Origin of the sequence: Pseudomonas japonica (assembly GCF_013522925.1) — a bacterium.
GTDB classification, from domain to species: Bacteria; Pseudomonadota; Gammaproteobacteria; order Pseudomonadales; family Pseudomonadaceae; genus Aquipseudomonas; species Aquipseudomonas japonica_A.
This window is the reverse complement of the sequence record NZ_JAAMQU010000012.1, coordinates 196,092-210,540: the sequence shown is the minus strand read 5'-3', so window position 1 is coordinate 210,540 and position 14,449 is coordinate 196,092. Positions and strand designations below refer to the sequence as shown.

Sequence of the window (14,449 nt, the reverse complement as noted above, 5' to 3'; positions counted from 1 at the left end):
CTCCCCCCCTAACCCATCTTATCCTGCGAAACTTGCAAGGTTTGAATCGACAGCCTAAGCGATCAGGGGTTGGATAAACTAAAAGCGGGCTAACTCACTACTGGCTTTTCACGTTGCGACCATTCCTCACCAGTGAGATTTCAAAAGTCTCACTGGTGAGGAATGACTCAAGGATTATTCTTGCTGGCCTCTTGAACTCTTTCCAAAATTCGTTAAGAATCATTGCGCGCACGACGCCCACGATTATCGAAATAGGAAAACACTTTGCTTTGGGGCAGTCATGAGATTTCTTGTAAGTTACGTCAGCTTTGATATCACTGTGAAGTCAATGGATCTGGGCGACAGTTCGACAATGAGTATGATCAAACACGAAATCATCGACACCCGCGCCTACGCATACATTGGATGCAGCTCCATCAGGGATATCGAGGCTGCTTATGAAGGGTGGCGAAATTACGTGGAAAGCGATGATGAAATTACGTCGCCGAAGCAGAAAATCAAGGTATTAATGGTTGAACCCATCAAGATACCCTGGGCTGCCTGAGGGCATGAAGAATATCCACCGCCCGCTGTGACGCGCAGCGGTGGATGCCGTACCTTAATTTATTGAGAATACCTGAACTCCTCCCCTATATATTCACTCATCCTCAGGTAACAACGGCTTATCAATGTCGTATTCGACGTCCTTGACCAAATCTAGAGCGCGCATAACCAGCGCCTGATTTATCGGCTTGACTATCCCTAACCGAACGAGGTCTTCGCAGCTGAAACATCCCAGGATATCGAGATGAATATTGCTCGGGATCATGGGAAATCTTCCTCTTCTTCACCGAGCTCAAGATCCGTCCAACCTAGATATATTCTGCGGCAAGGCTTCATGACAACAAGGCCCTGTGCGAAGAGCATCCTTGGTATCTGATACATTAAACCCGCATTCTCCCAGGCCTCGTCGACCGTATCCTTTGCGGACGCGACGAATACGGCGAGATCAAAATCTTGAGTAGCAACGAACGGGCCTGCTCGGTCATACCCCTCGTAAATACCTGAGGCAATCGTCAGAACCTCGCCTTTTTTGATGAGCATGTCTTTATCCTAAGCTGCGACTAGGGCGTCATTGGAGCTTGTGCGGGGACAAATGGTGCTGCCCATTCGACAGGTGCAGGAATTCACGCAGGCTCGCCCGGCCATTTTCGCGCTGAAATGTAGCAATGACATAGCGCGAATTCTCGGTAGTCATCACCCAGAAACGCCCTTCTTTCTCGATTGACACTACGTCTGATGTACGGATCAAATGGCCATCTTCAAAAAAGCCATTTGCCTTGCGGCGCACATGACCAAACACAACGCCAACACCAGTGCGCGAGGTAATGAACACCCCGCAGAGGTAAGCAGTGATGGGAGCAGAGAATGTCTGTTCTTTGGCCTTGACCAGGCGTCTGAGGTCGAACCATGAGTGGCGCTTGCTGTAAAACATCAAATCGATGACGTTATCCATGTCTTACTCCTTGTGAAGCTCTAGCGGCTAATACCAGGATTTCGCCACGGCACCATCGATTCTGGTAGCGTGGCGAAAATGTGGTATGAGTCAGCTCCCTCGAATCATGCTGGAGAGGAAAATCGGTCGTAAATTTGCTAGCAAATCGGGCCGGAAGCCAGGCTGATGAGAGTTGTGATACACCGCGCCACCCTCGACCTCAAGCAAACACGCTGTGCACCCATTGACGTCTTCGCCGATGGTGATCTTCGTGACCGTCTCCATATTCCAGCGTCCACGCTTATTCATCCAGGAAGGCGTGACAACACAGATCTCAGTGATAGCGATGTTGGCGTCCTGGGAGATCAACATGCGTTGGAGCTCCTGTTCTCCCTCGACCATCCACGCAAGCTCGGCGCTTCGACCATTCTCTTCACCACGGACAGTAAGATGGTACCAATGTGTTTTCAGCAGACGTGAAACGGCACGCCACTGCGCTACCCCTTCTCCAAACATGCCAGGAATGCCGATGAGATCGCCGTCTTGTGTTCTGAACATTTGGTGCCCCAAATTTCCTAAGCCGATACACCGGCCCAGAAGTTAACCAATGAGTGATTCTTAGGAGATGGAAAATATCGCTCCGATGGACGCAGGTTTGCGTTGACCTGGCCCAAGCAATACGTAAACCGTGTTCCGCGTGGCGAATAGGAAGCCTTCTTTGAACGTGGTGCCCATACTTGAGCGCACCCAGTGACCGGCCTCGAATCTTCTCTGCTCGTCGTGCACGACTTTGTGGGCAAACAGGAACATGGGTTGGCAGCCAGCGGCGATCACCTTGGCTCGCTCGGCGTCGGTGACGATGGCGTCCAGGATGATCCATTCTTGAACGGCGCATAGGGGCAACCACTTATACCGTCGCCGAGCCGCAACAAGCACCTCATCGAGAGACAGTTCGGAGCCAGCCAGGGCAATCCCCTCTTGCCCGAAAAGCCCAGCTTCGACCCCTCTTTCCATCCGTTGCATCCCCGCAAATAATTACGCATGAATTGACAATCCAACCCTGGAGCGCCACCAATATAACTATAGCTCTTTGCATGGCGGCAGGCAAACGCGGCATATCGTTCGCTTTTAGGGAGCTTTCGATGTCGCTGCGTCATTCCTTTGCAGCATGCCTCCAGTTGCTACGCACTCGTAAAGGGCTGTTCCAGGAGGACATCGCCAATTTCGGCGATTCTGTCTCTCAGCCCTACGTGAGTAAGTTAGAACTTGGTAAGAGTGTGGTGAGCCTAGACACGAGCTATCAGATAGCAGCCGCGTTGAAGGTGGAGCCGATCACCCTCCTAGCCCTGGCGGTTGCCTCTTATGATCAAAAAACAGCTAGGGAAATGCTCCTAGCTTCTCTTGCAGAGCTGGACGCCCTGGAGCTCGCGGATGCAACTCTGCCAAGAGAGCCGGCGGAATTGACGCGGCCAGGCACAGAGTCCGCCAGAGTGAAATGGAAAGCCGTTCAGGACTTGAAGAAAAGAGGATTTACCCCGGCTCAGGCAGTGAGGGAGCTGGGAATACCAGAAAGCACCCTGCGGCGGCTGTGGCACCAAACGAATCAGGGCTGAAATCAAACCTGTGGCGCAGCTGAAAATAGGGCGAAGCAGGGATGATGTAAACCGGTAAATGCCCGTTTTCATTGGATTTCCACTGATTTTGCTTCTAGCGAGATACCCAGGGCGCCCTGCAGGATGCTTTAAGGTTTACATTTTGAAGTTGATGGTCGATTGCTGCCTTGGGTTTACATTTTTAGCTTCCAAGGTCGGGAAAAAGAATCGAGAAAGGTGCGCGAATTGAGCTACAGCCCTTGTGAAATGGGCTACGCTGTAAAAAGGCCGTAGATCGTAGAAACGAGTGCTGCAGGTTTACCTAGACTTGGCACCCTAAATAATGAAGCGGTGAAGCGATCACACAGCACCACCGCGCCCCGCGCCAACGCCGGGCGGATGACCTGCTCGATATGCTGGGCCCGTGCGGCGAACATCAGCAGCAGCTCGGTATCCACCGCCATGGGTTCTTCGCTGGGCGCCAGCAATAGCTCACGGATGCGTTCGGCAAGCGGGGTGCCACCGGGCTCGCGGGTAAGCTGCACGTCTTTTGCGGCGTCACGCAGGCGGGCGGCAATATAATCGCGGTTGGTGCTTTTGCCGGCACCTTCCGGCCCTTCCAGGGTGATGAACAGACCGCTCACTCAGGCTTCCTCATGGTTGTTGCGTTTCTTCGGCGGGGGCAGCCATCGCTGGGGCGGCCGGGGCGTCGGCGCCCGGAACACCCTCCCCTGCTCCTGCAGGAACGGCCGTGGGACCGGGGCTGGAGCGATAGTCTGCACGCCGCTTGAGCTGGTATTGGCGCACAGCCTGGTTGTGCGCTTCGATATCATCGGAGAACACGTGGCTACCGTCGCCTTTGGCGACGAAATACAGGCTGCTCCCGGCCGTGGGGTTCAGCGCGGCGCGAATGGCTTCGCGACCCACCATCGAAATCGGCGTTGGCGGCAGCCCGGGATTCAGGTACGTGTTGTAGGGGCTGGGTTCGCGCAGGTCGGCGCGGGTGATCCGCCCCGTGTAGCGCTCGCCCATGCCGTAGATGACCGTGGGGTCGGTTTGCAGCAGCATGCCAGCGGCCAGCCTGCGCACAAACACGCCGGCTATTTCCCCGCGCTCTTGAGGCACGCCTGTTTCCTTTTCGATCAGCGATGCCATGACCAGCGCCTGGTAAGGCTCGGTGTAGGGCAAGTCGCCTGCGCGGGCCTGCCACTCCTGAGCCAGTACCGTATCGAGGCGATCGAACGCCTGCTCCAGCAGTTGGGCGTCGCTCATCCCCTTCACGTATTTGTAGGTGTCCGGAAAGAACCGCCCCTCGGGAAACACGCCGGGGTGGCCGAGTTTGGCCATCACCTGCTCATCGGTAAGCCCTTCCAGCGTTTGCTTGAGCTTTTCCTGGCGATCCAGCGCGGCGCGCACCTGGCGGAACGTCCAGCCTTCGACAAGCGTAAGGCTGTACTGCACCACCTCGCCACGCTGCCACAGGCTGAGCATTTCCCGCACCGTGGTGGTGGGCCCCAGGCGGTATTCGCCGGTGTGCAGCGGTTGGCTATCCAGGTTGAACCGCCAGTACAGCCGAGCCCAGAACGCGCCCTTGAGCGCGCCCTGATCTTCGAGGCGGTTGAGCATGCCGCCTGGCGATGCGCCAAGGGGTACGTCGATCAACTGTTCCGCCGGCAATGACAGCGGTTGGTCCAGCACGGCCTGGACACGCCAGACGGCCAGCCCCATGGCGATGCCAGCGAGGATGACCAGGGTTTCGATCAGCAGCAGGAGTTTGCGTAGCACTGTCAGATATCCAGAAGTTCGCAGGCCATCTGCTGAAGTTTACGGGTGCGGGGCCCTGCCGGCCAAGCAAGCTGTGCATAGCGGCGGACCGGCCAGATGCCATAGACGCTGTTACACATGAACACTTCGCTGGCACTTGCCAGGCGCTCGAGGGGAATGTCCTCGACAACCACTGGCCGGTCGCTCGCCATGGCCTGGGCAATCAGCTCCGCCCGCAGGGTGCCAGCAACGCCGCAACGGGTGAGGCCTGGAGTAACCAGCCGCCCCTCGCACACCATGAACAGGTTACTGAACACGCCTTCGATCAGCCGGCCACTGGTATCGCGCATCAAACCCTCGGCGTAATTGGTGCCTTGCCATTCGGCGCGGGCCAGTACCTGCTCCAGGCGGTTGAGGTGCTTGAGGCCAGCCAGCAAGGGCTGTTCGGCCAGCCGAGTGTTGCACGGGTACAGTGCGATACCCTCGGCTTGCCGTTGCACGGGGTACTCCGGGAGCGGGCTGCTCTGGAGAATACGCCGCGCTGGCGCATCAGGGTCGCCCGCATAGCCGCGTGCGCTATCGCCTCGGGTAATGATGAGCTTGAGTACGCCATCGCCCAGTTGGCCGCCATAGGCGTGCAGCTCAGCGCGCAGCGTTGGCTCATCAAAAGGTAGCCCCAGGCGCGCGCAGCCATGGGCCAGGCGCTCCAGGTGCCGCTCCAGCAGTTTCGGCCGGCCGGCCCGCACCCGAAGGGTTTCGAACAGGCCGTCGCCGTATGCCAGGCCACGGTTGCCCAGGCCGATCGCACTGGCTGGCCGGCCATCGACCCAGGCTTCCATTACTCGCTGAACCGGCGGAACACCAGAGAGCCGTTGGTACCGCCAAAGCCGAAGGAGTTCGACAGCACGACATCGATCGGCATTTCCCGCGCTTCGTGCGGCACGAAGTCCAGATCGCAATCGTCGTCCGGCTCATCGAGGTTGATGGTCGGCGGCGCCACCTGATCACGAATCGCGAGCACGCTGAAGATGGCCTCGACCGCACCCGCCGCGCCCAGCAAATGGCCGGTCATGGACTTGGTGGAACTGACCGCCAGCTTGTAGGCGTGCCCGCCGAACACCGACTTGATCGCCCGTACTTCGGCGAGGTCGCCGGCGGAGGTAGAGGTGCCGTGGGCATTGATGTATTGCACTGCGTCGGGCGCCAGGCCGGCGTCCTTGAGGGCATTGACCATGCAACGGGCCGCGCCCGCGCCGTCTTCGGGTGGGGAGGTCATATGGAAGGCGTCGCCACTGGTGCCGAAGCCAACCAGTTCGGCATAGATCCGCGCCCCGCGCGCCCGGGCATGCTCAAGCTCTTCGAGCACGAGCGCACCGGCACCGTCGGACAGCACAAAACCATCCCGCCCCTTGTCCCACGGCCGGCTGGCGCGCGTGGGCTCATCGTTGCGCGTGGACAGTGCCCGCGCCGCGCCGAAGCCACCCATGCCCAGGCCGCAGGCGGCCATTTCGGCGCCGCCGGCGATCATTACGTCCGCTTCGCCATAGGCGATGTTGCGGGCCGCCATGCCAATGCAGTGGGTACCCGTGGTGCACGCCGTGGACACGGCGTAGTTTGGCCCCTGAACGCCCAGGTGGATCGACAGGAAGCCTGAAATCATGTTGATGATCGAGCCAGGCACGAAGAACGGAGAAATCCGCCGCGGCCCCTGCTCGTGAAGCGTACGGCTGGTGTCCTCGATGTTGGTGAGGCCACCGATACCCGAGCCCATGGCAACGCCAATGCGCTCACGGTTGCTGTCGTCGATGTTCAGCCCCGCATCGCGCACAGCCTGAAAGCCAGCGGCCAGACCATACTGAATGAACAGGTCAAGCTTGCGGGCCTCTTTGGGCGAGAGATACTGCGCCACATCGAATGCCTTGACCGAGCCGCCAAACCGAGTGGAAAACGCTGACAGGTCGGTATGCTCGATCGGACCGATGCCGCTTTGGCCGGCCAGAATGCCTTGCCAGGTACTTGGCACGTCAACGCCCAATGGCGACAACATGCCCATTCCAGTGACCACGACGCGTCTACGCGACACAGTGTTCTCCTTAATACTTTGTTTCAACCTCTTGCCCTATTTAAAGAAAAAACCGCACGCCCATTGAAGGCAGTGCGGTTTTCTCTGACAAGAAGCGTCGAATACGGCAATCAGGCCTGGTGGCTGTTGACGTAGTCGATGGCTGCTTGAACGGTGGTGATCTTCTCGGCTTCTTCGTCTGGAATCTCGGTTTCGAATTCTTCTTCCAGTGCCATTACCAGCTCAACGGTGTCAAGAGAATCAGCGCCCAGGTCTTCAACGAAGCTGGCGGTGTTAACGACTTCTTCTTCTTTGACGCCCAGCTGCTCGGCAACGATTTTCTTGACGCGTTCTTCGATGGTGCTCATACCTGGTTTTCACTCCTAGTGGATAGTCTGGCAACTGGCCGGTGTGTAAGTTTATAGGAAGGCACTCGCATTTCAAGTTGAATGCGACCCCACCAAACGCCGGCCGGCGACCTCTATAATCTGGATGCAGCTTTATAACGGATTTTGGGGCATTACGTATGACATTTTTTCCGCGGTGCCCCATTGAGCTGGATCACATGTACATGCCGCCGTTGACCGGAACGGTCGCGCCGGTGACATAAGCAGCGCCATCGGAAGCCAGGAAGCTGACCACCTTGGCGATTTCCTCAGCCTGGCCCAAACGGCCCAGGGGGATCTGAGTCAACAGGCCTTCACGCTGCGCCTCTGGAAGCTCGCGGGTCATGTCGGTATCGATGAAGCCCGGGGTGACCGAGTTCACCGTAATGCCCCGAGAGCCCACTTCACGCGCCAGCGCTCGGCTGAAACCTTCCAGGCCAGCCTTGGCTGCGGCATAGTTTACTTGCCCGGCGTTGCCCATGGCACCCACCACCGAGCCGATGCTGATGATGCGGCCCCAGCGAGCCTTGGTCATGCCACGCAGCACTGCCTTGGACAGGCGGAACAGACTGTTCAGGTTGGTATCGACCACGTCGAACCATTCGTCGTCTTTCATGCGCAACATCAGGTTGTCGCGGGTGATCCCGGCATTGTTGACCAGGATGGCCGGCGCGCCGAAACGCTCCGAAATGGTGGCCAGCGCGGCAGCGACCGATTCGTCGTTGCACACGTTGAGCTCCAGGCCCACGCCTTCGATATTGTGTTCCTTGAGGGTGGCGCTGATGCGCTCGGCCCCCGAGGCACTGGTTGCAGTGCCGATGACCACGGCGCCCTGGCGGCCCAACTCGAGGGCGATCGCCTGGCCAATGCCACGACTCGCACCGGTCACCAGTGCCACTTTACCTTGCAGGCTCATGCCAGCTTCTCCTGTTTCAAGCCAAGGCCGCGCGAGCGGCGGCGAAGGCATCGGGGGTATCCAGATTGTAGGTTTCTATGCCGTCGGCGCAGCGCTTGTTCAGGCCGGACAACACCTTGCCCGGGCCGCACTCAACCAGTTGCCTGGCACCTTGCTGAGCCAGCAGCGCAACGGATTCCACCCAGCGAACCGGCATGTACAGCTGAGCCAGGAGGTTGTGCTTCAGATCCTCCAGCGTAGCCGGAACGGTAGCGGTCACGTTTTGTACCAGCGAAATCTTCGGCGCCTGCCAGTTGATGGCGGCCACGGATTCGGCGAAGCGCTCGGCCGCAGGCTTCATCAATGCGCAGTGCGATGGCACGCTCACGGGCAGCGGCAGGGCACGCTTGGCTCCGCGTGCCTTGCAGGCTTCGATGGCACGCGCGACAGCGGCCGCGCTACCGGCAATCACGACCTGGCCCGGCGAGTTGAAATTCACCGCGCTTACCACGTCACCGTTCGCCGCTTCGGCGCACGCCGCGATAACGTCTTCGTCTTTGAGGCCCAGCACAGCGGCCATACCGCCCTGCCCGGCCGGCACGGCTTCCTGCATGAGCTGGCCCCGACGCTCGACCAGCCGAACCGCGTCGGCCAGGCCCACGCTACCAGCTGCCACCAATGCGCTGTACTCGCCCAGGCTATGGCCGGCCACGTAGGCCGGCAGTGCGCCGCCTTCAGCCTGCCATACGCGCCACAGCGCGATGGATGCGGTAAGGATCGCCGGCTGGGTTTTGTCGGTCTGGTTCAGTTGCTCGGCGGGCCCCTGCTGGGTCAACGCCCAGAGGTCATAGCCAAGGGCCTCGGACGCCTCCTTGAAGGTTTCGCCAATCAACGGGTGCTGCCCGGCCTGGTCGGCGAGCATGCCGAGTGACTGGGAGCCCTGCCCAGGAAAGACGAATGCGAGGGTTGCAGACATTGAACGCGCCCTTATCGATGCAGTGGTCGAAAATGCTCCCGGCCATGGCCGGAAACGAAAATCCAGTGTTGGATGATAACCGGAACCGCCCGGTCACATTCTATCGCCGTCTTCCTGCTTGGGTGAAAGTACAGCGGCGAGCCCCTGGCCGAGCTGACGTGGCAGGTTGCTTTCCACTTGCTGCAGGGCGCGCTCGATTGCGGCTTTCAAGCCCTGTACACCGGCCGCGCCATGGCTTTTTACGACAATGCCTTGCAAGCCCAGGAAACTGGCGCCGTTGTGCCGCGCCGGAACCAGCTCTTCGCGTAACCGCCGCAGGGCCGGGAGGGCGACCGCGCCCGCCAGCCTGGCAAACAGCCCGCCACTGAACTGTGCTTCGATACGCTCGCCGATCATGCTGGCCAGCCCCTCGCTGGCCTTGAGCAATACATTGCCAACGAAGCCGTCGCACACCACCACATCGGCCTCACCGCGGTACACGCCGTCACCTTCAATGTAACCAATGTAGTTGAGCCCGGCCTTTTGCAATAGCCGCGCTGCTGCCTTGACCTGCTGGTTGCCCTTGATGTCCTCGGTGCCCACATTGAGCAATGCCACCCGAGGGCGTATCACGCCTTGGGCCTGGGCAGCCAATGCCCCCATATGGGCGAACTGGTACAGGTGCTCGGCGTCGCAATCCACGTTGGCGCCCAGGTCCAGCACCTGGCAATGGCCTGTGCGCGTGGGGATTGCCGCAACCATGGCGGGGCGGGTCACGCCGGGCAGTGTTTTAAGCACATGGCAGGACAGCGCCATGAGCGCACCGGTATTGCCGGCGCTTACCACTGCGTGCACACGGTCGTCCCGCAGCGCTTGCAGCGCAATGCGCATGGAAGCGTCCGGCTTGCCGCGCAACGCCTGGGACGGCTTGTCACTCATGCCGATCACTTCGGTAGCAGGCAGAATCTGAAGGCGAGAACGATCGACACCCCGATGGGTGGTGAGGATTTCTTCAAGGAGCTTGGGTTGACCAACGAGGGTCAGGTACAGCGAGGGGTGTTCGGACAGGCAGGCGACACAGGCCTGAACAATGCTGCGGGGACCGAAGTCCCCGCCCATTGCGTCGATCGCGATGATCTGAGCGGACAAGGATTACTCGTCAGCGCCCTTGTCGATCACTTTGCGGCCACGGTAAACGCCTTCAGGCGAAACGTGGTGGCGCAGGTGAACTTCACCGGTGGTTTTTTCAACGGACAGTGCGTTCGGCTCGAGAGCGTCGTGCGAACGGCGCATGTCGCGGGCAGAGCGGGATTTTTTGTTCTGCTGAACAGCCATAATTGATTAACTCCTAAACGTTTGGGTCACGCTTTAACTGCGCCAATACACTGAACGGGTTGGACCGCGTTACCTCGTCCTCGCTCGGCTCGGGCTCTTCGAGACCCGCCGGCTGCTGGCATTCTTCCGGATGATGAGCGGGAATGATCGGCAGCGCGAGAAGAAGCTCCTCTTCGATCACATCCCGCAGGTCCAGAGGACCTTCGCCCAGTTCCAGCACGTCATAACCTTTCGGTAACGATTGGGTATTCGCACCCTCCTTCACCACGGCGTATGTACATTCGCTGTGGATCGGGAGGGTGACCAGCTCAAGACAGCGCTGGCAAACCATCTTGACCTCGACACTCAGATCACTGCGCATGAGCACGGTGTGATCTTCGTCTCGCTCGAAGATGAATTTACCCTGGACCGTACCGACATCATCGGAAAGCAGGTCGCAAAGTCTCTCCAAACTGGCAAGAGGCAGGCTACCGTTTAAGGCAGCGCCGCGATCGGCCAATTTGCGCGGGTCAACGTGAGGTGGAATCGGGTCATTCAACATAGGCGCGACATTCTAGGGATGCCCCCTTGCTGTGTCAAAGGAAATTAGGCCATCGGCAGCGCAGCGGCGCAGGCGTAGAATCACGGCCTTTATTATGGAGAGACCACCCGTGCGGCCATTGATTCTGGCGTCCAGCTCCACCTACCGACACGCCCTGCTGAGCCGCCTGGGCCTGCCTTTCGAGAGCGAGGCACCCAACCTCGACGAACGGCGCCTGGACGGCGAGCCTGCTCGCGAGCTGGTGCGGCGGCTGGCCGAGGCCAAGGCCAGGGCGCTAGCCACGCGACACCCCGCACACCTGATCATCGGCTCCGATCAGGTGGCCGTACTGGGTGACCGGATACTGGGCAAGCCGGGCGGTTTTGAACAGGCACTGGAACAACTGACCGCCGCCAGCGGCCGGCGAGTGACCTTCCTGACCGGCCTGGCCCTGCTCGATAGCCATACCGGCCAATGCCAGGTGGACGTGGTGCCGTTCTCGGTCAACATGCGCCAGCTGGACCGAAGCGCCCTTACCCGCTACCTCCAGGCCGAGCAACCCTACGATTGCGCCGGCAGCTTCAAGGCAGAGGGCCTTGGCGTGAGCCTGTTCGAAAGCACCGAAGGGCCGGACGCCACCAGCCTGGTTGGCCTGCCGCTGATCCGCCTGGTGGCGATGCTGGCGCAGGCTGGGGTGGTGGTGCCTTAACAAGCTACAAGCTACAAGCTACAAGCATGCTGCGTTCAGCTTGCGGCTTGCGGCTTGCAGCTTAAAGCTTGCCGCTTACGGCTAGCGAAGCGTCGGGCCGGCGAAGCCCATCCAGAGGGCCATCTCGCTGGCCACGCTGGCGCCGAGCTTTTTCGAGAAACGGTCCAGCGGGGATTCTTCGACGGTGAAGTCCACCAGGTCCTTGGCGTGTACGATTTCCCGCGCCACGTAGCTGCTGCTGGCCAGGCCGTCGATCAGCCCCAGTTCCAGTGCCTGTTCGCCGGACCAGATCAGCCCTGAGAACAGTTCCGGGTGATCCTTGTCTTTCAGGCGGTCGCCCCGCCCGGCCTTCACCTGAGCGATGAACTGCCGATGGGTGGTATCCAGCACGCCCTGCCAGAAGCGGGTCTCCGACTCCTTGGCCGGCTGGAAGGGATCGAGGAAGGCTTTATGCTCGCCGGAGCTGTACGGCCGGCGCTCCACGCCGAGCTTCTCCATGGTGCCAACAAAGCCATAGCCCGCCGCCGTAACGCCGATGGAACCCACCAGGCTTGCCTTGTCGGCATAGATTTCGTCCGCGGCGCTGGCAATGTAATAGGCCCCGGATGCACCGAGGTCAGCGATCACCGCGTACACCTTGATATCAGGGTGCAAGCCACGCAACCGGCGGATTTCGTCGTACACGTAGCCGCTTTGCACAGGGCTGCCGCCCGGGCTGTTGATGCGCAGCACCACGCCTTTCACCTTCGAGTCTTCAAAGGCAGCGCGCAGGCTGGTCACGATGTTGTCAGCGCTGGCGTCTTCCTTGTCGGCGATCATGCCCTTGATGTCGATCAGTGCGGTGTAACTGCTGGCGGTACCGGCGCTTTTCTCCAGCTTGGCGAGCGGCGAGAAAAGAAACAGCATGCCCAGCAAATAAAGGAAGGTCAGGCTTTTGAAGAAGATACCCCAGCGCCTGGCGCGCCGCTGTTCCTGCACACTGGCGAGCAGGGTTTTCTCCAGCAGCTTCCAGCTACGGTCGTCGGAACTGCGAGGGCCCGGCTCTTCTTCGGCGGAGGGCGCTTTCCATTGGTCTGACATCCGTTCATTCACCTTTCGAGGACAAGGGTTCGCCAGGGCTCAGCCAGGCGGTCAATTGAGCAAAGCGTTCCACGGCCAGCACCGGTTCGTACGCCATCAGCGCATCGAGCTCGATGGCGCCATAGCCTACCGCGACACACGGCATACCCGCGTTGCGAGCCATCTGCAGGTCGAATGCCGAGTCGCCGATCATCAACGCACGCTCAGGCCGCACGCCGCAGTAAGTGAGGATTTCTTCGAGCATCAGCGGGTGGGGCTTGCTTCGCGTTTCGTCGGCTGCCCGGGTAATGTCGAAGAAGCTCTCCAGCGAATGCCCCTTCAATACCCGGTCAAGGCCGCGGCGCGCCTTCCCTGTGGCCACGGCCAGCCGGTAGCCCGCCTGCCGAAACAGTTCCAGCCCCTCAGCCACCCCGGGAAAGAGCGGCGACGGGGAGGCTTCGAGGGCAATGTAACGTTGGGCATATTGATCGCGAAAGGCGAGCACTTCAGCCTCGCCAAGGCGGGGATACAAGGCCTGAATCGCCTCCGGCAGCCCCAGCCCGATGATGCCTTTGACCTGCGTGGCGTCTCGCGGCAAGAGCCCGCAGGCGACGGCCGCATGCTGCATGGCATCGACGATGCGGCCAATGGAATCAGCTAGCGTTCCATCCCAATCGAAAATCAGCAGATCGTAATCAGGCACTGGCCAGGCGCTCCACCGCGGCGGCCCACAACTCGTCCACGGGGGCTTGTACGTCCAGGCGGCTGCCATCAGGAAGGGTCAGAGACAGCGCATAGGCATGCAGGAACAGCCGCTTGCCGCCCAGATCGCGCAATTCCCGGGTGAAATCCTCGTCGCCGTATTTGGCGTCCCCGGCGATGCAGTGGCCGGCATGCAGCGCGTGCACGCGAATCTGGTGAGTGCGCCCGGTCACCGGCCGCGCCTCCACTAACGTAGCGAATTCGCCGAAGCGGCGCAGCACCTTGAACAACGTCAAGGCCTCCTTGCCCTCGGGATTGACCTCCACCATGCGCTCGCCGGAGCGCAGGTTGCTTTTGAGCAACGGCGCATTCACTTGCTTCTTGCTGGTAGGCCAGTGGCCGCGCACCAGCGCCATGTAGCGCTTGTCCACGCCATCGCCGCGCAGCGCCTCGTGCAGATGGCGCAACATGCTGCGCTTCTTGGCGATCATCAGCAGCCCGGAGGTGTCCCGGTCCAGCCGGTGCACCAGTTCGAGCTCCTTGGCGTCCGGGCGCAGCTGACGGAAGGCCTCGATTACCCCGAAGCTGAGCCCGCTGCCGCCATGAACGGCAATGCCGGCAGGCTTGTTGAGGATGATCAGGCCCTTGTCTTCGTGCACGATGGCGGCCTCGAGGCGCTGCAGCAGCCCCTGGGCAACTGGCACCGGGGCGTCACGCTCGGGCAGCCGGAGCGGCGGCACACGCACGATATCGCCGGCCTGCAGCTTGTATTCGGGCTTGATACGGCCTTTATTGACGCGTACTTCGCCCTTGCGCAGGATGCGATAAACCAGCGTGCGAGGTACGCCCTTGAGCGCCGTGATAAGAAAATTGTCGATGCGTTGGCCGGCAAGTTCCGGCGCAACTTCAAGCAACTGAACGCCCGAAGTTGGAGGAGAGGTCGTGGTCATGGCGCGGATAATATCAATTTTTCAGCCATTTGAAGCACTTAATGTT

19 protein-coding genes and 1 pseudogene are annotated in these 14,449 nt (G+C 60.1%); 3 read left to right on the top strand and 17 right to left on the bottom strand.

All coding sequences use genetic code 11. From position 1 onward, the window contains the following. Positions 1-280: 280 nt before the first annotated feature. Entirely contained in the window at positions 281-544 is a 264-nt protein-coding gene (locus tag G7016_RS19580) for a hypothetical protein (RefSeq protein ID WP_181117382.1), read from the top strand. A 260-nt stretch (positions 545-804) separates the two neighbouring features. Here the strand turns inward: G7016_RS19580 and G7016_RS19575 are convergent, their stop codons facing one another. The 4 genes from G7016_RS19575 to G7016_RS19560 all read right to left on the bottom strand — a co-directional run bounded on the left by G7016_RS19575 (position 805) and on the right by G7016_RS19560 (position 2,488). After that, entirely contained in the window at positions 805-1,083 is a 279-nt protein-coding gene (locus G7016_RS19575; RefSeq protein WP_181117381.1) for a hypothetical protein, read from the bottom strand. Positions 1,084-1,111: 28 nt separating this feature from the next. Then, a complete protein-coding gene (locus G7016_RS19570) occupies positions 1,112-1,495 on the bottom strand; it encodes a hypothetical protein (protein WP_181117380.1) in 384 nt (127 codons plus the stop codon). A gap of 90 nt (positions 1,496-1,585) precedes the next feature. Next, complete coding sequence (locus tag G7016_RS19565) at positions 1,586-2,032, bottom strand: hypothetical protein (protein WP_181117379.1); 447 nt, start codon at positions 2,030-2,032, stop codon at positions 1,586-1,588. Positions 2,033-2,092: 60 nt separating this feature from the next. Further along, positions 2,093-2,488, bottom strand: a complete 396-nt coding sequence (locus G7016_RS19560; protein ID WP_181117378.1) for a DUF6957 family protein — start codon at positions 2,486-2,488, stop codon at positions 2,093-2,095. A 128-nt stretch (positions 2,489-2,616) separates the two neighbouring features. Here G7016_RS19560 and G7016_RS19555 point away from each other — a divergent pair, with 128 nt between their 5' ends. Then, positions 2,617-3,087, top strand: coding sequence for a helix-turn-helix domain-containing protein (locus tag G7016_RS19555; protein ID WP_181117377.1), 471 nt, complete (start codon positions 2,617-2,619; stop codon positions 3,085-3,087). A gap of 296 nt (positions 3,088-3,383) precedes the next feature. Here the strand turns inward: G7016_RS19555 and tmk are convergent. From tmk to G7016_RS19505, 10 genes and pseudogenes are all read right to left on the bottom strand, one after another. After that, a pseudogene (gene tmk, locus G7016_RS19550) lies at positions 3,384-3,710 on the bottom strand (dTMP kinase); the annotation flags it as partial. Between the two features lie 10 nt (positions 3,711-3,720). Then, positions 3,721-4,851: an endolytic transglycosylase MltG gene (gene mltG / locus G7016_RS19545; RefSeq protein ID WP_181117376.1), complete on the bottom strand. Its 1,131-nt coding sequence runs from the start codon at positions 4,849-4,851 to the stop codon at positions 3,721-3,723. 2 nt (positions 4,852-4,853) lie between these two features. Then, on the bottom strand, positions 4,854-5,669 hold the full coding sequence (gene pabC, locus G7016_RS19540; protein WP_181117375.1) for an aminodeoxychorismate lyase: 816 nt from the start codon (positions 5,667-5,669) through the stop codon (positions 4,854-4,856). Beyond that, complete coding sequence (gene fabF / locus G7016_RS19535) at positions 5,669-6,913, bottom strand: beta-ketoacyl-ACP synthase II (RefSeq protein ID WP_181117374.1); 1,245 nt, start codon at positions 6,911-6,913, stop codon at positions 5,669-5,671. The genes pabC and fabF overlap by 1 nt, the downstream gene beginning before the upstream one ends. 110 nt (positions 6,914-7,023) lie before the next feature. Next, on the bottom strand, positions 7,024-7,260 hold the full coding sequence (acpP, locus tag G7016_RS19530) for an acyl carrier protein (RefSeq protein WP_004884578.1): 237 nt from the start codon (positions 7,258-7,260) through the stop codon (positions 7,024-7,026). 193 nt (positions 7,261-7,453) lie between these two features. Further along, positions 7,454-8,194, bottom strand: coding sequence for a 3-oxoacyl-ACP reductase FabG (gene fabG, locus G7016_RS19525; protein ID WP_181117373.1), 741 nt, complete (start codon positions 8,192-8,194; stop codon positions 7,454-7,456). Between the two features lie 16 nt (positions 8,195-8,210). Then, entirely contained in the window at positions 8,211-9,149 is a 939-nt protein-coding gene (fabD, locus tag G7016_RS19520; protein ID WP_181117372.1) for an ACP S-malonyltransferase, read from the bottom strand. Between the two features lie 93 nt (positions 9,150-9,242). Continuing rightward, positions 9,243-10,277, bottom strand: a complete 1,035-nt coding sequence (plsX, locus tag G7016_RS19515; protein ID WP_181117371.1) for a phosphate acyltransferase PlsX — start codon at positions 10,275-10,277, stop codon at positions 9,243-9,245. Between the two features lie 3 nt (positions 10,278-10,280). After that, on the bottom strand, positions 10,281-10,463 hold the full coding sequence (gene rpmF, locus G7016_RS19510) for a 50S ribosomal protein L32 (RefSeq protein ID WP_168081858.1): 183 nt from the start codon (positions 10,461-10,463) through the stop codon (positions 10,281-10,283). A 13-nt stretch (positions 10,464-10,476) separates the two neighbouring features. After that, the gene (locus G7016_RS19505) at positions 10,477-11,004 is read right to left on the bottom strand and encodes a YceD family protein (RefSeq protein ID WP_181117370.1); all 528 of its coding nucleotides are present in this window, start codon (positions 11,002-11,004) and stop codon (positions 10,477-10,479) included. 109 nt (positions 11,005-11,113) lie between these two features. Between G7016_RS19505 and G7016_RS19500 the strand changes: the two genes are divergently transcribed. Next, positions 11,114-11,692 (top strand): Maf family protein, encoded by a 579-nt coding sequence (locus G7016_RS19500; RefSeq protein ID WP_181117369.1) that lies wholly within the window; start codon positions 11,114-11,116, stop codon positions 11,690-11,692. A gap of 81 nt (positions 11,693-11,773) precedes the next feature. On the opposite strand, the gene G7016_RS19495 is transcribed toward G7016_RS19500, so the two are convergent. From G7016_RS19495 to rluC, 3 genes are read right to left on the bottom strand one after another with little or no spacing between them, the layout of a single operon-like run. Next, positions 11,774-12,772, bottom strand: coding sequence for a S49 family peptidase (locus G7016_RS19495; RefSeq protein ID WP_181117368.1), 999 nt, complete (start codon positions 12,770-12,772; stop codon positions 11,774-11,776). 4 nt (positions 12,773-12,776) lie between these two features. Then, on the bottom strand, positions 12,777-13,454 hold the full coding sequence (locus tag G7016_RS19490; RefSeq protein WP_308812194.1) for an HAD-IA family hydrolase: 678 nt from the start codon (positions 13,452-13,454) through the stop codon (positions 12,777-12,779). Next, entirely contained in the window at positions 13,447-14,403 is a 957-nt protein-coding gene (rluC, locus tag G7016_RS19485; protein ID WP_181117366.1) for a 23S rRNA pseudouridine(955/2504/2580) synthase RluC, read from the bottom strand. Before rluC ends, G7016_RS19490 begins: the two co-directional genes overlap by 8 nt. Positions 14,404-14,449: the final 46 nt, after the last annotated feature.